21 protein-coding genes are annotated in these 25,859 nt (G+C 73.4%); 16 read left to right on the forward strand and 5 right to left on the reverse strand.

The genetic code is table 11. From position 1 onward, the window contains the following. Window positions 1-225: 225 nt before the first annotated feature. The 3 genes from ACIPFH_RS22125 to ACIPFH_RS22135 all read left to right on the forward strand — a co-directional run bounded on the left by ACIPFH_RS22125 (window position 226) and on the right by ACIPFH_RS22135 (window position 4,053). Window positions 226-981 carry a LuxR C-terminal-related transcriptional regulator gene (locus tag ACIPFH_RS22125; protein ID WP_401828634.1) on the forward strand — a complete coding sequence of 252 codons (756 nt, stop codon included), beginning with the start codon at window positions 226-228 and terminating at the stop codon, window positions 979-981. A 139-nt stretch (window positions 982-1,120) separates the two neighbouring features. Then, entirely contained in the window at window positions 1,121-1,795 is a 675-nt protein-coding gene (locus ACIPFH_RS22130; RefSeq protein ID WP_356263139.1) for a DUF4255 domain-containing protein, read from the forward strand. Window positions 1,796-2,061: 266 nt separating this feature from the next. After that, entirely contained in the window at window positions 2,062-4,053 is a 1,992-nt protein-coding gene (locus ACIPFH_RS22135; RefSeq protein WP_401829226.1) for an ATP-binding protein, read from the forward strand. A gap of 49 nt (window positions 4,054-4,102) precedes the next feature. Here ACIPFH_RS22135 and ACIPFH_RS22140 read toward each other — a convergent pair whose 3' ends face one another. Next, window positions 4,103-5,494, reverse strand: coding sequence for a ricin-type beta-trefoil lectin domain protein (locus tag ACIPFH_RS22140; RefSeq protein WP_401828636.1), 1,392 nt, complete (start codon window positions 5,492-5,494; stop codon window positions 4,103-4,105). A gap of 426 nt (window positions 5,495-5,920) precedes the next feature. Further along, window positions 5,921-7,345: a hydrolase gene (locus ACIPFH_RS22145; protein ID WP_401828638.1), complete on the reverse strand. Its 1,425-nt coding sequence runs from the start codon at window positions 7,343-7,345 to the stop codon at window positions 5,921-5,923. Window positions 7,346-7,943: 598 nt separating this feature from the next. Between ACIPFH_RS22145 and ACIPFH_RS22150 the strand changes: the two genes are divergently transcribed. The 4 genes from ACIPFH_RS22150 (at window position 7,944) to ACIPFH_RS22165 (ending at window position 10,738) form a co-directional block, all read left to right on the forward strand. After that, window positions 7,944-9,545 (forward strand): phage tail sheath subtilisin-like domain-containing protein, encoded by a 1,602-nt coding sequence (locus tag ACIPFH_RS22150; protein ID WP_356254353.1) that lies wholly within the window; start codon window positions 7,944-7,946, stop codon window positions 9,543-9,545. 67 nt (window positions 9,546-9,612) lie between these two features. Continuing rightward, the gene (locus ACIPFH_RS22155) at window positions 9,613-10,056 is read left to right on the forward strand and encodes a phage tail protein (protein ID WP_020132887.1); all 444 of its coding nucleotides are present in this window, start codon (window positions 9,613-9,615) and stop codon (window positions 10,054-10,056) included. Then, window positions 10,056-10,583, forward strand: coding sequence for a hypothetical protein (locus tag ACIPFH_RS22160; protein ID WP_401828639.1), 528 nt, complete (start codon window positions 10,056-10,058; stop codon window positions 10,581-10,583). Before ACIPFH_RS22155 ends, ACIPFH_RS22160 begins: the two co-directional genes overlap by 1 nt. Next, window positions 10,580-10,738 (forward strand): DUF6760 family protein, encoded by a 159-nt coding sequence (locus ACIPFH_RS22165; RefSeq protein WP_356254349.1) that lies wholly within the window; start codon window positions 10,580-10,582, stop codon window positions 10,736-10,738. Before ACIPFH_RS22160 ends, ACIPFH_RS22165 begins: the two co-directional genes overlap by 4 nt. A gap of 491 nt (window positions 10,739-11,229) precedes the next feature. On the opposite strand, the gene ACIPFH_RS22170 is transcribed toward ACIPFH_RS22165, so the two are convergent. Next, on the reverse strand, window positions 11,230-11,592 hold the full coding sequence (locus ACIPFH_RS22170) for a hypothetical protein (RefSeq protein ID WP_401828641.1): 363 nt from the start codon (window positions 11,590-11,592) through the stop codon (window positions 11,230-11,232). Window positions 11,593-12,858: 1,266 nt separating this feature from the next. Further along, a complete protein-coding gene (locus ACIPFH_RS22175; protein ID WP_401828642.1) occupies window positions 12,859-13,536 on the reverse strand; it encodes a hypothetical protein in 678 nt (225 codons plus the stop codon). A 49-nt stretch (window positions 13,537-13,585) separates the two neighbouring features. Between ACIPFH_RS22175 and ACIPFH_RS22180 the strand changes: the two genes are divergently transcribed. The 9 genes from ACIPFH_RS22180 to ACIPFH_RS22220 all read left to right on the forward strand — a co-directional run bounded on the left by ACIPFH_RS22180 (window position 13,586) and on the right by ACIPFH_RS22220 (window position 23,511). Beyond that, window positions 13,586-14,740 carry a hypothetical protein gene (locus ACIPFH_RS22180; protein WP_401828643.1) on the forward strand — a complete coding sequence of 385 codons (1,155 nt, stop codon included), beginning with the start codon at window positions 13,586-13,588 and terminating at the stop codon, window positions 14,738-14,740. Window positions 14,741-14,799: 59 nt separating this feature from the next. Next, entirely contained in the window at window positions 14,800-15,225 is a 426-nt protein-coding gene (locus ACIPFH_RS22185; RefSeq protein WP_093780725.1) for a phage tail protein, read from the forward strand. Between the two features lie 54 nt (window positions 15,226-15,279). Beyond that, window positions 15,280-16,005: a peptidase M23 gene (locus ACIPFH_RS22190; protein ID WP_401828645.1), complete on the forward strand. Its 726-nt coding sequence runs from the start codon at window positions 15,280-15,282 to the stop codon at window positions 16,003-16,005. Next, window positions 16,005-17,909, forward strand: a complete 1,905-nt coding sequence (locus ACIPFH_RS22195; RefSeq protein ID WP_401828647.1) for a VgrG-related protein — start codon at window positions 16,005-16,007, stop codon at window positions 17,907-17,909. The genes ACIPFH_RS22190 and ACIPFH_RS22195 overlap by 1 nt, the downstream gene beginning before the upstream one ends. Window positions 17,910-17,955: 46 nt before the next feature. After that, window positions 17,956-18,399 carry a GPW/gp25 family protein gene (locus ACIPFH_RS22200; protein ID WP_189923470.1) on the forward strand — a complete coding sequence of 148 codons (444 nt, stop codon included), beginning with the start codon at window positions 17,956-17,958 and terminating at the stop codon, window positions 18,397-18,399. Continuing rightward, on the forward strand, window positions 18,399-20,357 hold the full coding sequence (locus ACIPFH_RS22205) for a putative baseplate assembly protein (protein WP_401828649.1): 1,959 nt from the start codon (window positions 18,399-18,401) through the stop codon (window positions 20,355-20,357). The genes ACIPFH_RS22200 and ACIPFH_RS22205 overlap by 1 nt, the downstream gene beginning before the upstream one ends. Window positions 20,358-20,388: 31 nt before the next feature. Then, window positions 20,389-20,946: a phage tail protein gene (locus ACIPFH_RS22210; protein WP_356254334.1), complete on the forward strand. Its 558-nt coding sequence runs from the start codon at window positions 20,389-20,391 to the stop codon at window positions 20,944-20,946. Further along, the gene (locus ACIPFH_RS22215; protein ID WP_401828651.1) at window positions 20,943-22,712 is read left to right on the forward strand and encodes an NADase-type glycan-binding domain-containing protein; all 1,770 of its coding nucleotides are present in this window, start codon (window positions 20,943-20,945) and stop codon (window positions 22,710-22,712) included. Before ACIPFH_RS22210 ends, ACIPFH_RS22215 begins: the two co-directional genes overlap by 4 nt. Before the next feature lie 277 nt (window positions 22,713-22,989). Then, window positions 22,990-23,511, forward strand: a complete 522-nt coding sequence (locus ACIPFH_RS22220) for a GtrA family protein (RefSeq protein WP_401828652.1) — start codon at window positions 22,990-22,992, stop codon at window positions 23,509-23,511. 488 nt (window positions 23,512-23,999) lie between these two features. Here the strand turns inward: ACIPFH_RS22220 and ACIPFH_RS22225 are convergent, their stop codons facing one another. After that, window positions 24,000-25,403, reverse strand: coding sequence for an LCP family protein (locus tag ACIPFH_RS22225; protein WP_401829227.1), 1,404 nt, complete (start codon window positions 25,401-25,403; stop codon window positions 24,000-24,002). Window positions 25,404-25,859 lie beyond the last annotated feature (456 nt).

Consider the following 25,859-nt stretch of genomic DNA (forward strand, 5'->3'; position numbering starts at 1 on the left):
CGCACGGCCGTTGTGGCGAGGCTCACGGTGGCCCGGAACACGCCGGTCGTGACGGCTCTGACCTGCGGCGACGCAGGTGAATCGTGGTGGTGGGCGGCTTGCTCTCGTGGTCCGCCTCGTGGTGCTCCACGATTGCGCGCGCCCCAGGGGCCGCAGAAGGCTGGACCGGACCCACCCGTCACCGGTCCCCGCCGGAGGGCGGGCTCGTGAACATGGGGGATTCGGTTGCTCAGCTCACCACGGACACCAGACACCGGCGCCGCGGGTTTCGCAGCCTCGGGCACCGCCGCCCTGGGCACCGCCGCCTTCGGCACCACCGTCGGCAGCGGCCTCGGCAGCGGCACCGGTACCGGCACCCGGCGGCGGATTCCCGTGGCCGTCCAGGCACCGGACCCGATCTCCCGCGAGGGCGCCGTCAGCCAGTTGCGCGGGCGTCCCGAGGTCGAGGTCCGCGAGGAGGTCTCGGCCGCCGCGGGCACCGTGGCCGTGCTGATCGAGGACACCCTCGACGAAGCGGCGCTGGCCCGGCTGCGGCGGATCGTGCGCAGCGAGGGGGCCCGGGCGGTGCTCGTCGTGGGCACGATCCGCGAGACCGAACTGCTGGACGTCATCGAGTGCGGGGTCGGGGCCATCGTCTGGCGCCGCGAGGCCACCGCGCACCGGCTGGTGCAGGCCGTGCTGGCCGCCCACCGCGGCGACGGCGATCTGCCCGCCGACCTGCTCGGCAGGCTCATCAGCCAGGTGGGCACGCTGCACCGTGGTGCGGCGGGCCGGCCCGGCGCCCCCTCCCTGGGACTCGCGCCACGGGAGGTGGACGTCCTGCGGCTGGTCGCCGAGGGCCTGGACACCGGAGAGATCGCCAGCAAGCTGTCCTACTCCGAACGAACCGTCAAGAACGTCATGCACGGACTCACGACGCGGTTGCATCTGCGCAACCGGGCGCACGCGGTGGCATATGCCCTGCGGGAAGGCTACATCTGACCGAACGGGCAATCGAAGGCGGACACGCGGGCACGACGCCCTGCCCGGCCGCCGACCCGGTGGTGCCTGCGGATCCGGGGCCGTCCGGGGCACGATCGTCGGACAGTGGGCGCAGCACGGCAAGTTGAGGAGCACGACGGTGATCCACGAGGTGGACGAGGTCCTCAAAGAGCTGCTCGGGGGCGGCGCACTCGCGGGCTCCGGCATCGACGTCTCCTTCGAGGCTCCGACCCGCGACTGGGCGGCCCGGCGCAACGCCCCTGTGATCAACACCTACTTGTACGACATCCGTGAGGACGTGACCCGTCGCCAGCGCGGCCAGATGGCGGTGCGGGACGACCGGGACATCGTCGTGAAGCGCCGTCAACCACCGCGATGGTTCCGACTGTCGTACCTGGTGACCGCGTGGACGCGGACCCCGCAGGACGAACACCGGCTGCTGTCCGCCGTGTTGGCGACGCTGCTGCCCCGGGAAATGCTGACGGCCGACGAACTGCCCGGGTCGCTGCGTGCCCTGGGGCTGGCGGTGCCGGTGACGGTGGCCGGGATCCAGACCGAGTCGCGATCCCTCGCCGAGATCTGGTCCGCCCTGGGCGGCGAGCTCAAACCGTCCCTGGACCTGGTGGTGACGGCGCCCTTCCCGGCGTACCCCGAGTACGACGCCGGACCACCGGTCACGGAGGGCGCCGCGGTCCGCCTGCGCGGTATGGACGGCGACCCTCCGGAGTCCGGCGAGCGCGCCCACCGCCCCCACCAGGTGGCCGCGGCCCGCGCCGCCCGCGAGGCCGGTACCCGCCGTCCGGACCAGCGGTGAACGGCGCGTACGCCGGGCACGACGCCCTGGAGGCCCAGGACGACCCCGCCTCCACTGGAACCCGCACATCCGTGACCGATACAAGCCCCTCGGTGCCCGGGGCCGGGACACGAGCACCCGACGCCGGACACCGCACGGCCCACACCGAGACCACCGCACCCGACGCCGGACACCGCACGGCCCACACCGGGGCGTCCGCGGTCGGCCGTTCCCCGCACGAGGCTCATTCCGGCCTCGGCCCCGGCCCGCAGGACGAGGGTGCCGGGCTGCTCATCCGGCTCGGGGCTCTGCGCGACCGGGTGGCCGCGCTGGTCGACCGGCGGGCGGCCGTCGATCCCACGGCCGCCGATCCGCTGCGTGGGCTGTATCTCTCCGAGGAGGCGATACGTCACCTGCTCGGCGGCGGGCCGGCCGCCGCCCCCGAAAACGCCACGCCCGAGGGCACCACCCCCGTCGACGACACCCTCGCCGCCGCACCGGCCGGCACCGACTCGCTCGCCGCCCTCGCTGGCCGGCTCCGGCTCGCCGACCTCGACGCCGCGATCCTCCTCATCGCGCTGGCGCCCGATCTGGACCGGGACTTCGAGCCGCTCTACGGGTACCTCAACGACGACGTGAGCAGGCGGCGGGCCACCGTGGGGCTCGCCCTCGAACTGTGCGGGACGCCCCCGCACCGGGCCGCCGCGCGGGCCCGCTTCCACTCCTCGGCGCCGCTGCGCGGATACGGCCTGCTGGACGTCGAGGAACCCGAACGGCCTTTCCTCTCCCGCACGTTGCGCGTCCCGGACCGGGTGCTCGCCCACCTCCTCGGCGACGACACCCCGGACGCCGCCCTGCACGGACATCTGCACCCGCTGCCCCCACCGCTGCCCGCGGACGACGAGGACTTCGTCCGGCTTCTGGCACACCGGATGGCCGACGGCGGCCCGCTCATCGCCTACCTGCGCGAACACCGCGAGGGCGACGGCCTCGCGGCGATCGCCTCGGCCCTGCGCGCCGCCGGAGTCGACGCCCTTCGCTTCACCGGGCCCGACGACCGCGTCCCCGGCCTGCTGCGCGAGGCCCGCCTCGGCGGCCGGGCGATCGTGCTGTCCGGGCTGCCGGACCAGCCCGGGCCGCTGCTCACGGCGTTGGCCGAGGCGACGGACGTCACCGTCCTCCTCACGGACCCGCGCCCCTACGACCCGCACTGGACCACCCACGACCCTCTCGTGCTGGAGGCACCGCGCCGCAGGGCGGGCGGCACGGCCGTCTGGGCGGCCGCACTGGACGCCGCAGGCACCCCCGCCACCGCCCCCGGCTTCGACCTCGCCGCCACCGTCGCCCCCTACCGTCTCGGTGGTGAGCGGGTCGCGCGGGCGGCGCGGGCCGCCTCCGTGCTGGCCGCCTTTGAGGGCGGGCCACTCACCGCCGACCATGTGCGGCTGGCCGCGCGACAGCAGTCGGCGTCCGGTCTCGAACGGCACGCGCGGCGGATCCGGCCGGACGTCGGATGGCAGGATCTCGTGCTGCCCGAGCGGCCGTTGACCCAGCTGCGCGAACTCGCCCTGCGCGCCCGGCACCGCGACCGGGTGCTGGGCGACTGGCGGCTCAGCGCCGGCGGCGGTCGCGGCCGAGGGGTCCTCGGACTGTTCGCGGGCGAGTCCGGCACCGGCAAGACGCTCTCCGCCGAGGTCGTCGCCGCCGAACTCGGCCTCGACCTGTACGTCGTCCAGCTGTCCTCGGTCGTCGACAAGTACGTCGGCGAGACCGAGAAGAACCTGGAGCGCATCTTCTCCGAGGCCGACCGCACCGACGCCGTGCTGCTCTTCGACGAGGCCGACGCCGTCTTCGGGAAGCGGTCGGAGGTGAAGGACGCGCACGACAAGTACGCCAACATGGAGAGTGCCTACCTGCTCCAGCGGCTGGAGTCCTTCGACGGCATCGCGCTGCTCACCACCAACCTGCGCGCCAACATCGACGAGGCGTTCACCCGGCGCCTGGACCTGGTGGTCGACTTCCCGTTCCCCGACGCCGGGCAACGGCTCGCGCTGTGGCGGCACGGGCTCTCCCACGTGCCGTGCGCCGCCGACGTCGACCCCGGCCCGCCGGCCAAGGACTTCGAGCTGGCCGGCGGCTCGATCCGCAGCGCCGTCGTCACCGCCGCCTACCTCGCCGCCGGACGCGACGAGCCGGTCGGCGACGGCGACCTGCTGGAGGGGGCCCGCCGCGAGTACCGCAAGGCGGGCCGCTTGGTGCCGGGCGAGGCCAACTGGTAGGCCACGCAAGGCCGAAGGATGAGCGGCGTACGCCGATCCCCTGCCGGGCCTACTGCGCGCGCCACTTCTGGTTGGGCGTCCCCGAGCACGTCCACAGCTGGAGCTTGGTGCCGTTGCCGGTGCCGTTGTCCTTGGCGTCGATGCACTTGTCGGCCTGCGGGTTGACCAGGTCGCCGTACTGGCTCAGCACCCACTGCTGGGCGGGATTGCCGGAGCAGTTGGCCACCTGGATGACCGCGCCGTCGTCCTTCGAGCCCCAGGCGACGTCCATGCACAGGCCGAGCGCGCGCACGGTGCCGTCGCTCTTGAACACCCACTTCTGATTGGCCGAACCGGCGCAGTCCCACAGCTGGAGCGGGGTGCCGTCCTTGCCCTTGCCGTTCTGGGCGCCGGTGATGTCGATACACCGGTTCGAGGCCTGGCCGATGATCACCGCGCCGGGCACCGGGGCCGTCGTCTTCGTGCCGCCCGAACCGCCGGATCCGCTCCCGCCGCCACCGCCGCTCGCGCCGCCCGGCGCCGGGGAACCGCCGGACCCGGAACCGCCGCTGCCGTCCTCCTCCTGGGCCGGGGCGGAGGGCGCCGGCTGCTCGGGCAGCGGTGCGGCGGAGGCGTCCGCCTTCGGCGCGGACGGCGCCGACACGGACGGGCTGGGCAGCGCGGTGCTGCCGGCCTCCGCGAGCTTCTCGCTCGCCGAGGTCATGACCTTCGGCTTGTACGCCAGCCAGATCATCACGAACGCGATCGCCAGGGCCAGCGTCAGGCTGAGCGCCGTCGCAAGCCAGCGCGGCAGGAACCCGCGCTGCACGAACGTGCCCTCCACCGCCAGCGGCACCGCGCCCGACCGCTGCACGCTCAGCGCGTACGGCCGCTGCTCCTTCGAACCGAACCAGATGGTCTGGCGCGGGCGCAGCGTCGTGTCCACGAACACCGCCCGCCCCGGTTCGATCTGCACACTGCCCGGCCGGAACTCGTACCCGAGGTGGTCGCCCATGTCGGTGCCGGCGACGGACGCCGTCACGCGCGTGTTGCCGAGGTTGTCGATCGCGAGGCGGGGCCGGCCGCGGAACCGCCCCTTCACCGTCGGCGGCACCAGCTCCGCCCGAACCTCGGTGAAGGGGGTGATCGTCAGATTCCCCTCGGGGACGGTCACCGCGTCAGGGTGTTCGGTCGGTGTGATGCGCACGGCGTAGGGGTTGGGGCCGGCCGTCGCGTCCGGGGTGCGCGGCGGGGCGAAGGTCAGCTCGACCGTGCCCGTCGTACCCGGATACAACCGCAGGGTCTGCGGCTCCACCGTCGTCCAGGGTGCGATCGGCCCGACGGGCTCGAAGCGGTACTCGTCGACGACGTCACCGGTGTTGCGCACCCGCAGCCGGACGGTCGTGGTGCCGCCGGGATCCACGGTGACGGAGGCAGGTTCGAGGGAAGTCCACAGGCTCACGCACCGACGCTACGGCGTTACGCGGCAGGAGGTCAGAGGCCATGGGGCAGAGCGGGTGCCCGACCGGACCGGCCGGGCTGCCCTCCCCGCCGGTCCGGTCCACAGCTCGCGCCCGGGTCCTGCCGGGCACACCGACGACGGGGGCGGGGAGGATGTCTGCCGTCGGCCCACCGTTCCTGCGGGAACGCCGTCTCCGTGCCGCCCGAGGCAGTCGTACGCGCATTCCGGACCAATTGCCCGACAGGGATGAATCCCCCGACATGAGGGACCGTGACCGGCCGAGGCCCGTCGGATCCCGAGCCCTGCTGTCTCCCTGAACCACCGTCCCCCGAAGGGGACGAGCGGCGGCGCCCCCGTGCACGGTCAGCGCCACCGTTCCCCGGAAAGGGACGAGCGGCGGCGCTCCCGTGCACGGTCAGCGACGCGTCAGACGGTGAAACGGACCGCCTCCAGTTGGAGTTTCTGCTCCATGGGGCTGCCGCCGTAGATCCAGTCGCCCGGCTTGGTACAGCCGTTCCCCAGCCAGCCCCGGTCCTTGATGTGCGGGTTCTGGCAGACGGAACCCTCCAGGGTCTTGATGGTGAACCCCTCCATCACCGAGACCGCCGGCTTGCTGGAGCCCATGTACATGTCGACGCCGTCGGACGCCTTCGACCACTTGGACCCGGTCAGCCAGCCCCCGTCCACGTGCGCGGCGTTGCCCGTCACACCGCCCGTCCTCGCCGTGGCGATGTTGAGGGCCTTGATGGCCAGGCTCTTGCCGGTCGTCCCGGCGATCGCGCCGTCGCAGACCGGGTCCTGCCAGCCCTTGTCTTCCACATAGGCGCGGTAGCAGATGTGCCGTCCGTCGCTGCGTGCCGCCAGCTTGTTCACGGCGACGGCCGCCGTCTCCTGCTTGGGCTTCGCGGGCGCCTTCGACTCGCCCGTGCCTCCGCCGCCTCCGCCTCCGCCGCCGCTGCCGCCGTCGGCAGGGGCCTGGCTGGTGGCGGGCGCCTCGACCACGGCCGGGGCCGTCGGTGTGGGCACCAGCACCGGGGCGCTGGGCGTGGCCGAGGGGCTGGGTGCCAGGGTGCTGACGCCGGCCCCCGCGAGCTTCTCGTTGGCGCTGGTCATGACCTTCGGCTTGTACGCCAGCCAGATCATCACGAACGCGATCGCCAGGGCCAGCGTCAGGCTGAGCGCCGTCGCCAGCCAGCGCGGCAGGAACCCGCGCTGCACGAACGTGCCCTCCACCTCCAGGGGGTGGGCACCCGACCGGCGTACCGCCAGGTTGTACCGCTGTTCCTCCTTCGACCCGAACCAGATGATCTGGCGCGGGCGCAGCGTCGTGTTCACGAACACCGCCCGCCCCGGGTCGATCTGGACGCTGCCCGGCTGGAGTTCGTAGGACAGACGGTCACCGGTGTCGCTGCCGCTCAGCGAGGCGGTGACCTTGGTGTTGCCGAGGTTGTCGATCGCGAGGCGGGGCCGGCCGCGGAACCGCCCCTTCACCGTCGGCGGGACCAGCTCCGCCCGAACCTCGGTGAAGGGGGTGATCGTCAGGTTCCCCTCGGGGACGGTCACCGCGTCAGGGTGTTCGGTCGGTGTGATGCGCACGGCGTAGGGGTTGGGGCCGGCCGTCGCGTCCGGGGTGCGCGGCGGGGCGAAGGTCAGCTCGACCGTGCCCGTCGTACCCGGATACAACCGCAGGGTCTGCGGCTCCACCGTCGTCCAGGGTGCGATCGGCCCGACGGGCTCGAAGCGGTACTCGTCGACGACGTCACCGGTGTTGCGCACCCGCAGCCGGACGGTCGCCCGGCTGCCGGGGTCGACGGTGACGGACGTCGGCTCAAGAGAAGTCCACAGGCTCACGCACCGACGCTACGGGGAGGCCGGCGGCCGGGTCAGAAGCGAGAGGGCAGTGTGCGTGCCCCGCCGGGCCGCGCCCACCTGCCCGAGCAGACCCAGGAACCCCGAAGCGGCCTCCCGGACCCGGCCCCGCGCTCTCACCGCGGACACCGGCGCACCGGTCCCGGCGAGGGCGCAGGGACCCGGCGAGCACGGCGCGGGCCCGAGCACGGCGCAGGGACCCGGCGAGCGTGGCGCGGGTCGCGGTGAGCACGGCGCGGGCCCCGGCGAGCGGGTCGCGGGCCCGACGAGCGGGTCGCGGGCCCGACGAGCGGGTCGCGGGTCCCGGCGAACGCAGCGCGGGCCCGGTGAGCGCGGCGCGGGTCCCGGTGAGCGTGGCGCGGGTCCCGGTGAGCGTGGCGCGGGTCCCGGTGAGCGTGGCGCGGGTCCCGGTGGGGACGACCGGTCCCGGTGAGGGGGCGTGGGCCGGTGACCGGTGGGTCGTGATGCCCCCGAGGGCAAGAGCCGTGCCCCGGACCCTGCACCGGAAGCCGTTTCGACGGACGCGCTTCGCGCGTGACGGTGAAAGACGTCCTGACGCGTACCCCGAGGAGAGCACAGCATGCCGTCCTACCTGTCGCCCGGCGTATACGTCGAGGAGGTGGCCAGCGGCTCCCGCCCGATCGAGGGGGTGGGCACCTCGGTGGCGGCCTTCGTCGGGCTCGCCCCGACCGGCCCCCTGAACGAGCCGACCCTGGTGACCAACTGGACCCAGTACGTGGCGGCGTTCGGTGACTTCACCGACGGCTACTACCTGGCGCACTCCGTCTACGGCTTCTTCAACAACGGTGGCTCGGCGGCGTACGTCGTCCGCGTCGGCGGTTCCTCGGCCGGTGCCGCCGGTGACGCCAAGTCGCCCGCCGCGGTGACCGGTTCCGGCTCCGCGCCGGCCGCCCTGCCGGCCGGTGAGCCGAAGCAGCTCGGCACGTTCACGGTCACGGCCGTGGCGCCGGGCGAGAGCGGCGGCCCGCTGAGCGTGGAGGTCGCGGACGCGGAGGGCGAAGGCCCCGCCGAGCGCTTCAAGCTGATCGTCAAGGACGGCGACAAGGCCGTCGAGACGTTCGACGTGTCGGCGAAGAAGGGCAACCGCTCCTACGTCGTCACCCAGGTCAAGGAGCGCTCCAAGCTCATCACCGTCGCCGAGGCCGCGCCCGCCGCGCAGCTGGCCCGCCCCGACAACCAGACGGTCGCGCTGGCGGCGCCGCCCGCCGGGGCACCGGCCGGTGCCAACGGCACGGTCGAGGCCGCGCACCCCGTGGGCCCCGCGCAGTACCTGGGCGACAGCTCCGACCGCACCGGCTTCGGCGGCCTGGAGGCCGTCGACGAGGTGTCCATGGTCGCGGTGCCCGACCTGATGGCCGCCTACCAGCGCGGCGCGATCGACCTGGAGTCCGTCAAGGCCGTCCAGCTGGGTCTGATCGCGCACTGCGAGCTGATGGGCGACCGCGTCGCCATCATCGACCCGCCGCCCGGCCTGAACGCCCGTCAGATTCGGGTCTGGCGCCAGGAGACGGCCGGTTACGACTCCAAGTACGCGGCCCTGTACTACCCGTGGATCAAGGCCTTCGACCCGGCCGCCGGCAAGGCCCGGCTGATCCCGCCGAGCGGCCACGTGGCCGGTGTGTGGGCGCGCAACGACTCCGAGCGCGGCGTCCACAAGGCCCCCGCGAACGAGGTCGTGCGCGGCGCGGTGGACCTGGAGATCCAGATCACGCGCGGTGAGCAGGACCTGCTCAACCCGATCGGCGTGAACTGCATCCGTGCGTTCCCGGGCCGGGGCATCCGCATCTGGGGCGCCCGTACCCTCTCCTCCGACCCGGCCTGGCGCTACCTGAACGTCCGCCGGTACTTCAACTACCTGGAGGAGTCGATCCTGATCGGCACCCAGTGGGTGGTGTTCGAGCCGAACGACCACGCGCTGTGGGCCCGGATCCGGCGCAACGTCTCCGCGTTCCTCGTGAACGAGTGGCGCTCGGGCGCGCTGTTCGGCGCCCGTCCCGAAGAGGCGTACTACGTCAAGTGTGACGAGGAGTCCAACCCTCCGGAGTCGGTCGACCTCGGCCGCGTGATCTGCGAGATCGGCATCGCGCCGGTCAAGCCCGCCGAGTTCGTGATCTTCCGGCTGGCCCAGTTCTCCAGCGGCAACGGGGAGCTGGAGGAGTAGGTCCGGCGCAGGCCCCTCCGCTCCGTCCCCGTAACGCCCTCCGCAACGCACGTAGAAGGAAAGCCAGATGAGTCTCCAGCCGGGTGACGCCCTTACTTCACACAATTTCGGCCTGCAGATCGACGGCGTGATGGTCGAGTACCTCGCCGAGGTCAGCGGCCTCAGCCTCGAACAGGACGTCATCGAGTACCAGCAGGTCTCCGCGCAGGGCAAGCCCGTCACCAAGAAGCTGCCCGGCGTGAAGAAGGCCGGCACCTGCACGGTCGTGCGCGGCATGACCCAGTCCGCGGCGTTCAACCAGTGGATCACCGAGTCGATCAACGGCGTGATGGGCACCGCCCGCAAGAACGCCACGATCATGGTGATGGACTACCAGAACAACCCGGTCAAGCGGTACAACATGCGCAACGCCTGGTGCAGCAAGATCGACACCAGCTCGGTGAAGGCCGGCGAGGCCTCCGCGCTGACCGAGACCGTGACCATCACGTTCGAAGAACTGGTCATCGAGTAATGCGGCGCACGGCTGTCCGGGCGGCGGCGAGCGGGGAGCCGCAGGAGGTGCTGCCGGCCGCCGCCGTGCCCGAATCCGCGTCCGGCAACGGGTCCGCGACCGGGTCCGCGTTCTCCGCGCCGGGTGCGGCTGCCGCGCCGGCCCCGGCGGCGTACCGGCTCCAGACGGAGTTCCCCTTCGAGCTGCCGCGCGGTTACGTCGACGATGCGGGCACGGTCCACCGGGACGGCGTGATGCGGCTGGCGACGGCGCGGGACGAGCTGGTCCCGCTCCGTGACATCCGCGTCCAGGAGAACCCGGCGTACCTGTCGGTGGTGCTGCTGGGCCGGGTCATCACCCGGCTCGGCAGCCTCCCCCTGGTCCACGACGGCGTCGTGGAGAACATGTTCGCCTCCGACCTGGCGTTCCTCCAGGACTTCTACCGTCAGGTCAACGCCGAGGGGCACACCCGCGCCTCGGTGCAGTGCCCCCACTGCTCGGAGCCCTTCGAGGTGGAACTCGGCGGGAGCCGCCTGGGGGAATCGTGACGTACGCGACCGACCGGCTGCACGAGGAGATCGCGTACGTCGCCTACCACTTCCACTGGAGCCAGGACGAGATCCTCGACCTGGAACACCGAGACCGGCGCCGTTACGCCGACCAGATCGCTTCCCTGGTGACCCGGGGCGGGGCGGAGGGCTGAGGCATGGGGTTCCTGGAACGGCTGCGAGGCCGACGCGGGGACGAAGGCGGGCGCGGGGGCGACCCGGGTGGGTCGTCAACCGGCTCGTCGACGGCCGGGTCGTCGGCCGCCGGTGCGGGTGGTACGCCGTCCGCGGGCACCGGCGGTCCGACATCGACGTCTGTTGCGGCTTCGACTTCTGTTTCGGCCACAACTTCTGTTTCGGCCTCGAGTTCGGCTTCGGTGCGTGGCGCCGATGCGGTGCCCCGCGTCGTGACGGCCGCCTGGCCGACGCTTCCGCCCATCCAGCGTGCGGCGGCCGGGGGGACTTCGGGTGTCGCCGACGCCGGGTTCGGCGGGAGCCTGGCCACCTGGCAGAACCCCTCCTTCACCGGCACCGGCTTCCACGCGGTGCTGGACGCGGCACCGGGCGGCTCGATGAGCAGCCTGCGGGCGGCTCCACCGGTCGCGGAACCCGAGCGGGTGCCCGCGCCGCCCCGGCCGACGCCCCTTCAGCGTGCGGTGCCCGCGTCGTCGCTGACCGGGCCGCGTCCGACTGCTGCGGCTGCGCCGGGTCCGGTCGCGCCGGGTCCGGTCGCTGCGGGTGCGGTGCCGCAGCCGGCCGGGCCCGCCGCTCCGGCGTACTCGACGGCGTCCGCGATACCGGCGGCTTCCTCTCTTCCGTCGGCTCCGGCCGTGCCCGTGGTGGCGTCCCGGCCGACGGAGCCGTCCGCTCCCGCCGCCTTCCCCGCGCGGGGCATCCGGGTGTCCCCGGCGAGCCCGGTCCCGTCAACGGGCCCGGCCCCGTTGACGAGGTCCGTGTCGGCGCCGGTACAGCGACGCAGCCTGCCTGCCCGGCCGGCGTCCCCGGCCACCTCGCCCGCTCCGGCCCCGTCGCCGTCGGCGTCGGCCGGCAGCGGATCCGCTCAGGCCTCCGGCCGGGGTACCGACACCGACGGCGGAGGCCCGGCGACCGGCAAGGAACCCGCTCCCGGCCCGCGACGGCCACCGACCGGCGGCACGAGTACCGCGACGGGGAGCAGCTCCGTGGCGCGAGCGCCTGGTACGCCTGCTCACCCGCCCGTCGCACTCCAGCGAGCGGCCTCTCCTCGGGCCGGCTCCGCGCCCGGTGGCGAGCCGGTACGAGTTCGGCGCGCGGTACCGGGCGCGGGTGACGTCGGTACGCCCCCCGGTCCGTCGGCGGTGGGCGACGCCACGCCCGCGGGTCGGACCGGTGCGGCCCTGCCGTCCTCCGCCAAGTCGTCCGCTTCGTCGGGTGGTTCGGCTTCGGCGTCCACAGATGCGTCGGCGACAGCGACGACTCCGGCGGTCGGGTCCGCCGCGTCCGCCGGCTCCTCTGCGCCGAGCGCCGGTCGAAGCGTGCAGCGTGCGGTGCCGACGCGTACGGCACCGCCCTCCTCCCCCGGTGGGACGCCCGGGGGCACCGGCATGCGCTCCCCGGCCGGCGGCTCCGCCGCACCTGGACCGGGCACGGGGCAGGTGCGGCCCGTCGGAGCGCAACGCGGCCCGTCGCCGACACCCACGCACAGTCCGCCCCGTGTGACCGCCCCGCGTCCCGGCGCGACCGCACCGGTCCCCGTGAGCAGACGCCTCGCCCCCGACACGACCCCCACCCCGACCGCCGACGCCCTCACCGGGTCGTCGGCCACTCGCCGTTCCGGCTCTGGTTCGGGTTCGGGTCGTGGCCTCGTCCCTGGATCCGGCTCCGGTTCCGGCCGCGCCACGAGCTCCGGTGCCGGTTCCGCGGCTGCTCCGGGCTCCGGCTCCGGTGCTGTGCCGGGTTCCGGTACCGGTTCGGGTGCGGGCCTCGGTCCGGCCCTCGGGCCCGGCCCTGCCTCCGGTCGGGTCTCCCCGGGGCCTGCCCTGGCCGCCGGTCCGGGCACCGGCCCCGGTTCGCCCTCCGGTGGCGGTGGTCGTACGTCGTCGCCCAGCGTGCAACGGGCGTCAGCTACAGCGGGTTCGGCCTCGGACCCCGGATCGCGCTCATCGTCCGGCCCGGGCTCGGGCTCGGCTCCGGGCCCCGGTCCCAGCCACGACCCCGGTTCCGGTCCGGGTCCGGTCCCCGGCTCAACCGCGGCCCCCGGTGCGGGTGCCGCCCCGGTGCCCGGTCCCGCCTCGGGCTACGGCGATGGCGGCCGTGCCTCGGCTCTCCCCGTGCAGCGCGCGGCGACGGCACCGTCCGCGGCCTCGGCGCCCGGTCCCACCCCACCCTCGGGCGATGGTGGCGGTACCTCGGCCCTGCCCGTGCAGCGCGCGGCGACGCCACCGGCCTCGGCCCCGGGTCCCGGCTCCACCCCGGGCTCAGCCCCGGCGTCGACGCCGACCTCGACGCCGGCCCCGCCCCGGATCGCGCCCCCGGTGCCGGTCACGCCCGCTGGTGCCCGTACGCCGTCCACCGACGTGCAACGTGCGGCAACCACCCACGTCCCGGTGACCCCACCCGCGCGCGCCGCCTCCAGCGGTCCCGTCCGGCCGGTGGGCGGCGCGAGCGGTTCGGTGCCGACACACACCGGCCCGGCGCTCCCGTCGAGCACTGCGCCCAACTTCCCCGCAGCTGCCGCGAGTTCCGCTACGCCCGCGATCACGTCCGCGACCAGTGTCCAGCGGGCCGCGTCCGGTGCCGCCGTTCCCCCGCGTCGCGTGGGCCTCGGCGCCCCCACGAAGCTTCCCTCGGGTCGGCCGAGTCCGACGACTCCGCCGTACGCGGCCTCGGCGGCTTCGCCGTCTCCTACGGCTCCCGTACCCCGCACCACCGAGGGGCCGCCCGCGACTCCGGGCCCCGTCGGTACGTTCCCCACCACCGCGCCCGCCTCCGGCACCCAGGGTTCACGAACCGAACCGCTGCCCGTGACTCAGCGCTCGACCTCCCTCGGCGCCCCAGTTCAGCGCGCCGCCCTGCCGGTCGCCGCCACCGGGCAGGCCCCCCGCCCCGCGTCCGCGCGACCCGCGCTGGGCGCCCCCCTGTCCTCCCGCCCCGTCGACGCCACCAGGCTCGACGCGCCGAGCGGCATCCCCCTCGCGCCCCAGAGCGGCGCCCCCCGTGCGGCGACGGGCCCCGGAGTCGGCGCCGCCCCGGGGCACCCGCCGATCCCACCTCCCGTCGTGCAACGCAGCACCGCGGCGTCCGTCGTCCCTGAACTCCCGCTGTTCGCACCTGCGTTCACCCGCAGCGCCGGCACGCCCACACACCGTCCGGGCCCGCTTCCGCAGAGCACGACCACGGCCCCCCTGGGCTCGGTTCCGCGCACGGTCCGTGCCACGACGACCCCCGGGCACGGGCATCCCCCGCTCCCAAGCCCTGTCTCCCTCGCGGGCCGGCCCCCGGTGGCCCTCTCATCGTCGGGCCCGTCGTCGACGACCTCCCACGGCGGCCCGTCGGCCGTGCAGCGCAGCGCGGTCAAGGCCCCCGTGCCGTTGCGCCGCACCACGCCCGGCACGGCCGCGGGCCAACCCGTGGCCCGCCCGTACCCGACGCCCGCCCCCACTCACGGCCTCACGCCCGCACCCGCACCCGCGACCCCGGCGGTCCCGGGCGCGCCCGTCTTCCCGCAACACCCGACCGCCTCCGCGCCCCCCGCCGTCCAGCGCCGGCCGCTGCCCGCACCGGCGTCGGCGGCCACCGCCCCCGTACGTCCCGTCGCCGCACCGGCCCCTCCGCCGCCCGGCCCGGTGCCGGTCCCGATGCCCGCCGCGCGGTCGCTGCCCGCACCGCCCGCGCCCCACACCGCCGTGGTCCAGCGCACCGTCACCCCGCCTCCCACGCCGCCGAAGTCGTCCCGCGCGGCCGCCGACCCGCCTGCCGACCCCCCGCACCGCACCGACCGGGGGACGGCGGGCCCGGGTCCCGCGCAGCCGCATCCCGGCTTCGATCCCCGCGCGCTCACCGACTTCCAGCTCGACGAGCTGACGCACCGCCTGACCGGCCGCATCACCCGTCTGCTGCGCACCGAACTCCGGCTCGACCGCGAACGCATCGGCAGACTCCGCGACCCCCGCCACTGACCCCGACGCCCGTCCGACCCGCCCCCGCCGCCCCCTCTCCCAGAAAGGCCAGGCTCCCGATGCCCTCCGATCTCGACCCGGGCTCCACCATCTTCTTCACCCTGACCATCGACGGCGAGAGCCTCGGGTACTTCAACGGGTGCGAGGGGCTCTCGTCCCAGGTGGAGATCGAGCACCGCCAGGAGGGCGGCAACAACGGCTTCGTCTGGCAGCTGCCGTCCCGGGTCACGTTCTCCACGATCCGGCTGACCCGTCCCCTCACCCCGGACACCACCAAGGTCGCCAAGTGGATCTCCTCGGTCACCACGGGGGTGACCCGCCCGACCGCGCAGATCGCGGCGCTGCGCGCGGACGGTTCGGAGGTCGCCCGGTGGGGCCTCATCGACGTGCTGCCGGTCAGCTGGCAGGGGCCGTCCCTCAGCCCGGACAGCCCGGGTGTGGCCACGGAGGTCCTGGAGATCACCCACCACGGCTTCACGGACTGAGCAGCGGGACCAGGACGAGGACCAGGACGAGGACGAGGCAGGGAGTACAGAGCCATGGCCAAGGGAAGCAGAGGCGGCGCCGGCAAGAGCCTGGTCCGTGCCACCCTCGCGATCCACGAACCGCCGGTGGGCACGAGCACGACCCCCGGCGGGCTGATCAAATCCTTCGGGTTCGACTTCAACCCGTCACAGCTCCAGCTGGGCCGCCGGGCCCAGTGGAAGGTCACCCCCACGGCGGCCGTCCGGGACGGCTCGGTACCGGAGTTCATGGGCCCGGAGCCCCGCGAGATGACCGTGGAGATCTTTCTCGACACCTCGGACCAGCCCGGCAGCAACAACGTGCTGAAGAAGGTGGAGTCGCTGCTGGAGTGCTGCGAGGTCACCACCAAGAGCATCGCCGCCAAGCAGCCCTCGCCGCCGTGGGTGGTGTTCCAGTGGGGCTCGTTCTCCACCGCCCGCTTCACCGCCTACGTCAGCAGCATCGACGTCACGTACTCCCTCTTCGGCACCACCGGCGTCCCGATCCGCGCCACCTGCCAGGTGCGCCTGCACGAGATCCCCAGCAAGACCAAGGGCCAGAACCCGACCTCCGGCGCCCTCACCGCGCAGCGCGTGCACCGGGTCGTCGCCGGTGACTCCCTCCAGTCCCTGGCCTGGCGGGAGTACGGCGACGCCTCCGCCTGGCGGTCCATCGCCGAGGTGAACGGCATCGACGACCCCTCCCGGCTGCCGACCGGCATCGAGCTCGTCCTGCCGTCCGCCGAGGAGGTGCGCCACTAGTGGTCCAGTCCGCGTTCTCCAGCGTCATCCAGGTCACCCTGGGCGGCCGTCCCCTCCCCGTCGACTTCGCCCCGATGCTCGTCGAGGGCTGGGTGGACCAGGGTCTCGGGGTGCCGGCCGCGTTCCGGCTCACCTTCCGCGACCCCTACCGCCAGGTCCTCGGCAAGCTGGGCGTCAAGTTCGGCACCCCCGTCGTCCTCGCCCCGATCGCCGACGGCAAGGGCGCCTCGGACCCGCTCCTCACCGGCGAGGTCTGCGGTCTGGAGGCCGACTACGACGGCACCGGTACGTTCACCGTCATCCGCGGCTACGACTTCGGCCACCGTCTGATGCGTCAGCGCCGCGTCGCCGCCTACCGCAACCAGAGCGCCTCCGACATCGCCCGCAAGCTGGCCGCGCAGGACGGCGTCCCGGTCGGGAAGATCCAGTCCACGAAGACCGTCTACGAGTTCATCAGCCAGGCCAACGTCACCGACTGGGACTTCCTCGCCCGGCTGGCCGACGAGAACGAGATGGTCATGTCGGTGGACGCCAAGGGCAAGTTCCAGTTCGTCAAGCCCGACCCGGCGTCCGGCGCGCCGCCCACCTCCACCCCCGGCGACAAGAGCCCCTTCGTCCTCGAGGCCGGCACCGACATCCTCCGGCTGCGCGCCGCCGTCACCGCCGCCGAGCAGGTCGCGACCGTCGAGGCGCGCGGCTGGGACGTGACGACCAAGAAGAAGCTCACCGCGACCACGCCCGCGAAGACCAACCCCGGCATCAGCATCGGCACCACCCCCGGCGAGGCCGCCGCCAAGTTCAAGCCGGCCAAGCTGGTCGACGCGCAGACGCCGTACGACCGGCAGTCGGAGGTGAAGTTCGCCGCCGAGGCGCTCGCCGACGACGTCACCGGCTCGTTCGCCGAGCTGGAGGTCATCGCGCGCGGCACCCCGAAGCTGCGCCCCGGTCTGCCCGTCACCCTCGCCGACGTCGGCGCACCCTTCGAGGGCAAGTACACCGCCACCTCCGTACGGCACGTGTTCGGCGACGGCAAGCACTACGAGGCCTGGGTGACGGTCAGCGGACGGCAGTGGCGGTCCCTGTACGGGCTCTCCTCCGGCGGCGGCCACGCCGGCAACGGGCTGAACCTGCCCGGCACCACCAACGCCCTGGTCACCGACGTGCAGGATCCTCTCAAGCAGGGCCGGGTGAAGCTCCAGTTCCCCTGGCTCGACGACACGTACATCAGCGACTGGACGCGGGTCGTGCAGTGGGGCGGCAAGGCCGGCGGGTCCATCTTCCCGCTGGACGTCGGCGACGAGGTGCTGGTCGCCTTCGACCGGGGCGCCCTCGACCACCCGTACGTCATCGGCGGCCTCTACAACGGCAAGGACAAGCCGACCCCGGTCAAGGACGTGCCCCTGCACGACGGCGCGCGCAGCCGTGCCGTCCGCCACACCCTCTCCGACCGGGACGGCAACCGCGTCGACCTGCTCAGCCAGACCACCGGCGGCCGCAAGCAGGGGGTGCGGGTGACCTCCGGCGACGACAAGCTCGTCATCAACCTGGACCGCACGAAGACCGAGATCACCGTCGACAGCAAGGGCACGGTCAACATCAAGGGCAGCAGGGCGGTGTCCGTCGAGGCGGGTACCGACCTCACGCTCAGCGCGCGCCGCAACCTGACCATCAAGAGCGGCGCCCTCCTCTCCATCCGGGGCAGCACCGTCCACGTCAGGTCCATGACGGGTGTGACGTCGGTGGACGCGGCGGGTCTGCTCAGCCTCAAGTCGGGCGGCGCCGCGATCTTCAGCGCGGGCGCCACCATGCAGGTCAACGCCACCGCCAACGTGGGCATCCGGGCCGCGACCCTCATGCTCCAGGGCGCCGTACTCGTCAATGCCAAGCCGTATCCGCTGCCGTGACGACAGCCGACCGGTACCGGAGAAGGAAAAGGCAGGTGGCCGTCTGATGGCCGAGCAATTCGTCGGATCGGGCTGGGCGTTCCCGCTCCGCATCGGTCCCACCGGGGGCATCGCCCTGGTCAGCGGTGAGCGCGAGATCGAGGAGGCCATCCGGCTGATCCTCGCCACCGCGCCGGGCGAACGCCCCATGCGCCCTGAGTACGGCTGCGCCATCCACGACCTGGTCTTCGCCCCGGTCAACGAGGCGACGGCCGGCCGTATCCAGCACGAGGTGTACACCAGCCTGGACCGCTGGGAGCCGCGCATCGAGGTCACCGACGTCGAGGTCACCGCCGGCGCCGAACAGGGCGTGCTCTTCATCGACGTCCGCTACGCGATCCGCGGCACCAACAATCCGCGCAGTCTCGTCTTCCCCTTCTACGTCATTCCGTCCCACGACGAGCCGGATCTTCCCGGCCCGTCCGGTACGGCTTCCGAAAGCGACCGCTGATGGCCCTGCCCTCCCCCAACCTGGACGACCGCCGCTTCCAGCAGTTCGTCGACGACGCCAAGCGCTATATCCAGCAGCGCGCACCGGAGTGGACCGACCACAACGTCTCCGACCCGGGCGTGACGCTCGTCGAGACGGTCGCCCACATGGCCGACCAGATCGTCTACCGCCTCAACCGCGTCCCCGACAAGAACCACCTCGCCTTCCTCGACCTGGTCGGCATCCGCCTCTTCCCGCCGTCCGCCGCCCGCACGGAGGTCACCTTCTGGCTGTCCGCCCCGCAGGACGAGCCCGTCCTGCTGCCGGTGGGCACCGAGGTGGCGACGGTCCGCACGGAGAGCGAGGAGGCCGTCGTCTTCGCCACGGAACGCGAACTCAGCGTCGTGCCCAGCCGGTTGAACCACCTGGTCGTGCAGCACCGGGGCGAACCGGTCAGCGACCGGACCACCGACCTCACCGAGGGCAAGGACCTGCTCTGCTTCGCCGAGGCGCCGCAGCCCGGCGACTGCATGCTGTTCGGCCTGAGCGCGGCCGTCCCGCACTGCGCGGTGGTCCTGGAACTGGACAGCCGCGTCGACGGCGTCGGCGTCGACCCGCGTCAGCCGCCGCTCGTCTGGGAGGCCTGGACCGAGGACGGCTGGCAGGAGTGCGAGATCGACCGTGACGACACCGGCGGACTCAACCGCCCCGGCGAGGTCGTCCTGCACATCACCGGCGGCCACGTCCTGTCCCGTTCCGGCGGCCAGGAGGCCGGCTGGCTGCGCTGCCGCGTCACCGAGCCCCTGCCCGGCCAGCCGTTCTACACCACCTCCCCGACCGTGCGCTCCGCCGAGGTCTTCACGGTCGGCGGCACCGCCCCCGCCGTGCACGCCGAGACCGTCTACGACGAGGCCCTCGGCGAGTCCACGGGTCTCCCCGGCCAGCACGTCGCCCTCGCGCACGCGCCCGTCGTCGGCGACGACCCGCCGCTCCTGCTCCAGACCGCCGAGCACGAGGGCTGGACCGACTGGCAGGTCGTCCCGCACTTCGCCGCCTCCGGCCACGACGACCGCCATGTCACCCTCGACGCGGCCACCGGCGAGATCGCCTTCGGCCCGTCCGTCCGCGAACCCGACGGCAGGCTCCGCCAGTACGGGGCCGTCGCCGCCAAGGGCTCGGTCATCCGCGCCCGCCGCTACCGCACGGGCGGCGGCCGGGCCGGCAACGTGGCGCGGGGCGCGGTCCAGGTGCTGCGCACCTCCGTCCCGTACGTCTCGGAGGTCGTCAACCGGGAGGCCGCGCGCGGCGGGGTCGACGGCGAGACGGTGGCGGAGGCGAAACTGCGCGCCCCGATCACCCTGCGCGCCCAGGAGCGGGCCGTGACCCTGCGCGACTACGAGGAACTGGCCCGCCGCGCCGCCCCCGAGACCGCCCGTATCACCTGCCTGGAGGGCGAGCCGAACGAACACGGCTCCTACGCGGTACGGGTGCTGGTGGTCCCGCAGGCCGTACCGGACCCCGGCGGACGGCTTCGCTTCGAGCAACTGGTGCCCGGCGACTCCCTGTTGGACCGCATCACCCGGCACCTCGACGAACGCCGCCTGATCGGCACCAGGCTGGCCGTCGGCCCGCCGTACTACCAGGGCGTGACGGTGGTGGCGACGGTCCACGCCTTCCGGGGCGTCGACACGGACCGCGTCCGCCGCCAGGCCCATGACGCCCTCTACCGCCACCTCGACCCGCTGACCGGCGGCGCGGACGGCAAGGGCTGGCCGTTCGGCCGCCCCGTGCAGTCCGGCGAGGTCTTCGCCGTCCTCCAGCGGGTCCCGGGAGTGGAGTTGGTCGACCAGGTCACACTGCACCCCGCCGACCCCCTGACGGGCAAGCGCGGCGAGGCGACCGACCGCATCGACCTGGCCGCCCCGGCCCTGGTGTTCTCCTACGACCACCGGGTGCGCGTGATCGGGGACGGCGCATGAGCATCACGAACGCACGTAAGGGGGAGGGGCGTTGAGGGGCTCGGTGGACGGACTCGGCTCCTCCGTCCCGATCGGCGCGATGCTGCCTGCCGTCTTCGCCGACGACGACCTGGCTCAGCGCTTCGTCGCGGGTCTGGACGAGGTGATGGCCCCCGTCCTCAACGTCCTCGACTGCCTGCCCGCCTACTTCGACCCGGCCCTCGCCCCGGTCGACTTCACCCGCTGGCTGGCGACCTGGGTCGGCGCGGAGACCGACGGCACGGAACCGGAGCCGAGGCTGCGGGCCGCGGTCGCGGCGGCCGCCTACCTGCACCGGGTACGCGGCACCCGGCGCGGCCTGTCGGAGACGGTCCGGCTGGCCTTCGGCGTGGAGCCGGAGATCTCCGAGAGCGGCGGCGCCGCCTGGAGCGCCCGGCCGCTCGGCCCGGTCCCCGGCGAACCCCGGCCGCATCTGCACGTCACGATCCGCCTGCCCGACCCCGGCCCGGCGGACGAACACCGCCTGGACACCATCGTGGCCGCCGCCCGCCCCGCCCACATGCCGTACTCGGTCAAGGTGACCGCCGCCGAAAGGACCCCGGAGAGATGACCACCCAGAACTGCGCCGAGTGCGGCACGCGGGCCGAGCCCGGCCAGTCGTTCTGCGACGCCTGCGGCGCCGTACTGAGCTGGACGGACCGCCCCCCGGCCCGCACCGGCGCAGGCACAGGCGCGGGAACAGGTTCGGGCTCGGATCCGGGGCCGGCCTCGAACCCCGCCGCCGGCTCGGGGCCGGACCTGGGCGCCGGGTCCGGGCCGGGGTCGAACCCCGGCGGGTCCGGGCCGGGTTCGCACCCCGCCGGGTCCGGGTCGGATTCCGCTGCCGGACCGGCGTCGGGTTCCGGGTCCGGGGCGGGGCCGAGTTCCGGGTACGGGGCGGATTCCGGTTCGCGGACGGGCTCGGCGTACGGGGCCGGCTCGGCGTACGGGTCCGCGACCGGGGCGGATTCCAGTCCCCGGACCGGCTCGGCGTACGGGGCCGACTCGGCGTACGGGTCCGCGTCCGGGGGCGATTCCGGTGCCGTCGGTGGCGGCTCCCCGACCGGTTACCGCTCCGAGGACGGGAGCCGGGAGCCGTCCGGCCTCTCGGGGCCGCCGGCCGGTGCGGTCTCCGTCACGGCCTCCGCCGCCGCAGCCGCGCCCCCCGCCCCCGTCTCCGGTACGGCGGTGGCGAACGCGGCGGCGCCGAGCTCGCCCCGCACCGCCCCGGAGCCCACGACGCGGGCCGCCGCACCGGCCGACGACGACCACGACCCGGACGACGAGGACACCACGGAAACTCCCCTGCCGGTCATCCCGCCGGAGGACGGCACCGCCGCTCCCTCAGGCGTCGCACCGACTCCTGCCCACGCACCCGACGAAACCGCCCCCACCACCCCCGTACCGGCGGCAGCCGCTCCCGCTCCCGCCCTCGGCGACACGATGGCCGCCCGGGCCCGCTCCCTCCTGGTCCCCGTCGCCGACGCCGAGCCCCGTCCCGCCGCGCCCCCGTCCGTGGCCCCGGTCCTGCCGGGCAGGCCGGTCGCGGACCGGCCTCAGGTACGCGCGCCCGGCCCCGTCCAGGGCGAGCAGTACGGCGTCGCGTGCCCCTGGTGTGCCACCCCCAACAACCCCGACCGGCACTTCTGCGTCCGCTGCGCGATGCCCATGACGCTGGAGGACCGCTCCTCGATCCGCCTCCCCTGGTGGCGCCGCCTGTTCAACCGCAACGGCGAGACCCACTGGGCCGGCGACCGCCCGCGCCTGCGCCGTACCTTCGACCGCATCCTCGGCTGGCTGGTGGCGGCCGTCGTCCTCACCCTTCTGATCATCGCCGGGGTGAACACACCGGCCGCGATCCAGGCCACCCGCGACCACTTCGCCAAGCGCGCCCCGGTCGCCCCGGACTCGTTCGCGGCCTCGCGGTCCTACCCGGGGCACAAGCCGGACCTGGCCTTCGACAAGATCAACAACAGCTGGTGGGGCCCCGGTGTCTCGGAGTCGGGTGAGGGCGAGTGGATCGAGGCCCGCTTCGACGAGCCGACCCGCCTGCTGGACCTGATCATCACCTCGGGCACGTCGGTCCGTCCCGACCAGCTCACCCAGTCGGCGCTCCCGCACCGCATCAAGGCGACGATCACCTTGAAGGACGGCAAGACGATCACCCGGCAGATCACCCTGGACCAGAGCGCGGGGCCCCAGCCGCGCGCCTTCCGCGTGGGCGAGGTCACCAAGGTCCGCTTCACGATCGAGTCCTCGTACATGGCCTCCGCGAGCAAGCAGGTGGCGCTGGCCGAGATCGAGTTCATCGGCCCGTCGAGCGCGAACGCGACCTGACGGACTCAGGGACTCACGGGCTGACGGGCTGACGGGCACACGGGCTGACGGCTGACGGGCCCGGGCCCATCCTGCCCCGCCCGGACGGACGGGCCACGGGCCATGGGCCACCAGGAGGCATCCTCCCGGTGGCCCATGGCCCTTCTTCATGGCCCTTCCTCTCTTCCTCATGGCCCTTTCCGGGCCGACAAGGGCTATGTACTTGCGTAAGTCAAGCAAGCTATTTATAGTTGCCTGAGTTAAGCAAGCTAGTTCTCCCACCACGGAAGGCCCTGCCGTGAAGTCGCCGACCTCCCCCACGCCGGACAAGGCGACCCCCGGCCCCCTCGCCGCCTTCGCGCGCTTCGTGGCCTTCGGCGGCGGCACCGGAGTCCTCTCCGGCCTGGCCGTCCCGTTGCTGGCGGCGCTGATCCCGTGGGCCCTGTCGAACGCGCTGATCACCATCGCCTCGACCGTCCTGTGCACCGAGCTGCACGCCCGCTACACGTTCCGCACCGGCGGCCGCGCGGGCCGGCGCGAGCACTGGCAGGCCGCGGGTTCGGCGGCGGCCGCCTATGCGGCGACCTCCATGGCGGTGTTCGTCCTCCACGCAATCCAGTCCGCCCCCAGCATGCTCACCGAGCAGCTCGTCTACCTCTCCGCCTCCGGCCTCGCGGGCATAGGCCGCTTCGTGATCCTGCGCCTGTTCGTCTTCGCGACGGCCGCCGCCCGTGAGACGACGAAGCCGACGCCGCTCCCCCGCCCCCGACGCACCCCCACCGCCGCCACCGGCCTGACGGCGGCCCTCAGCACCGGCTGACCCGACCGCACCGGCTGACCCGGCCGCACCCGCACCCACACCCCCACCCACGGCGGTCCGGCACGATCCGGCACGTCCGGCACGGTCCACAGCGCGAGGTCCGCACGCGGGCACCCGGCGGCCGGGCCGGCTCGGCGGGTGGGCGGGTCCGTACGGGGCGTCGGCCCGGCGGCGACTTCGAGGTCGTCACCGAACTGCCCCTGCTCGCACGGAAAACGAACGAGTCCCACCCCGCCTGACACGGGATGGGACTCGTTCTCGATGGAGCGCCGGGCAGGCCTTGCACCTGCATCTCCCCGCAGGAAGCGGGGCGTCTTTCCTTGGACCACCAACGCAGAGGTCGTTCACCGTTTTGCTTTCCGGTGACCGGCTCAAGATCAAGCTTACCCCAACTCCCGGGTGCTGTTGACCATGTACATCGTCACGCCCTACGCACCGTCAGGCCCTGGAACCCGTCAGGCCATGTCGCCGCCCGGCCATGCAGGTCGTCAGGCGACGTCGCCGATCTTCAGCTCGGGCCCGACCACCAGGGTGATGACGCCGGGAGCCGCCGATGTGTCGGCCGTGGGGCGCATGCCGGGCAGCCGGGAGGCGAGGACAGCGGCCTTGGCGTCGAGACCCGTCGGGTAGGTGACGGCCGTTCTGGTCACCGTCCCGGGCGCGTTGCCGGTGCCGGTGACGGTGTAGCCGGCGTCCTTCAGCTTCTCGGCGACGGCGGCGGCGCGTCCGGAGACCCCGGTGCCGTTGAGGACCTGGACCCGCACGCTGGAGGCGTACACCACGTTCTTCCTCGCCGCCTCCAACTGCGGCTTGGTGACCTCCTTGTCCCTGGCCAGGGAGGTGAACAGGTCGGTGGCCTGGGGGTACTGCCAGACGACGTTGGCCTTGTCGGTGGGCTGATCGGCCTCGCGCCCGTAGTTGGGCACGGTGAGGAAGCTCAGACGGTCGCTCGGTATCCCCTTGAGCTCGTCGGCCAGCCCGTACAGCGGCTTGATGCCGGCCATGTCGGGGTCGGTGGTGAGGGACTTGGTGATCGACTGGAGGAAGCCGTACATCGCGTCGGGGCTCGTGAGCTTGGACTTGGCCTTCTTGGCCAGCGAGTCCATGAACTCCTGCTGGCGCCCGATGCGTCCGATGTCGGAACCGTCGCCGACGGCGTAGCGGGCCCGGACGTAGCCGAGCGCCTTCTCGCCCTTGACGGTCTGACAGCCGGCGTCCATGTCCAGGTGGGCCTTCTCGTCGTGGATGGCCTCCTTCGGACAGACCTCGATGCCGTCCAGCGCGTCGACCATGCCCTTGAAGCCGGAGAAGTCCACCGACATGAAGTGGTCGATGCGCAGACCGGTGTTGGCCTCGACGGTCTTGATGCTGCACGCGGCGGCCTCGGCGACCTTGCCGTTGCTGCCGCCGAGCGCGAACGCCTCGTTGATCTTGAAGTGGTGAGGGGAGGACGAGCTGCCGTCGCCCTTCTCGCAACTGGGTATCTCCACCCATGAATCGCGGGGGAAGGACACGACCGAGGCCCACTTACGGTCGGCCGGTATGTGCAGCACCATCAGCGTGTCGGACTGCATGGTGGTCAGGTCCTTGCCGTACTTGGCGTTGGCGCCGTCACGGCTGTCGGACCCGACGATCATGATGTTCTTGGAGCCGGGGCTGAGGTTCTCGGGCCGGTCGCCGCCCAGCTTGTCGTCCACGTCGGCGGAGTTGATGTTGTTGTTCAGGTCGTTGTAGACCCAGGCGCCGACCCCGCCCATCCCGAGGACGACGACGGACGTCACGCCCGCGCCCCACGCCAGGATCCGCCCGCGTCGCGTGAGCCGCGTTCTGCCGGGCCCGCCCGGCCTGCCGCCGGGACCGCCCGTCCTGCTCCTGCTGCCGGCCGCCTCCATCGGAGTACGCCCGCGCCTCCTCGTTCCGCTCACCGGCGCTCGCCCCTCCGCCTCGGCTGTTTCACCCCGTACACCGTGCTCGGATCGTCGGCGTTGGTCACCGCCGAACGTCGGAACCCTACACGCGTGCAGGAATACGTCCGAAAAGCACAGACGACTCAGGAGACTCACGGAGCCGCACAAGGGTTGCCCCCGGAACGCGGGTGGGAGCGAGGTCACCGGGGGTGCGGCGGTCCCCGCCGTCCGTTCGACGACGCCTCGGCCTCCGGCCTCGTCATGGGCCGGTGCCGTGGGGTGAACGCGGGCCTGTACGGCCGCATGACCTGCCGGCCGTCGCGCGTCGCGGGGGTGCCGCCGTCGGCTGCTGCCCGTGCGCACCGGGCCCGACCGCGTCGGCCGCGCCGAAGCGGGACCATCCCGAAGGGGCCGTGGACACGGCGGGCCGGCCGCCGACGG

The organism is Streptomyces sp. NPDC088157 (genome assembly GCF_044741545.1).
Taxonomy (GTDB): Bacteria; Actinomycetota; Actinomycetes; order Streptomycetales; family Streptomycetaceae; genus Streptomyces.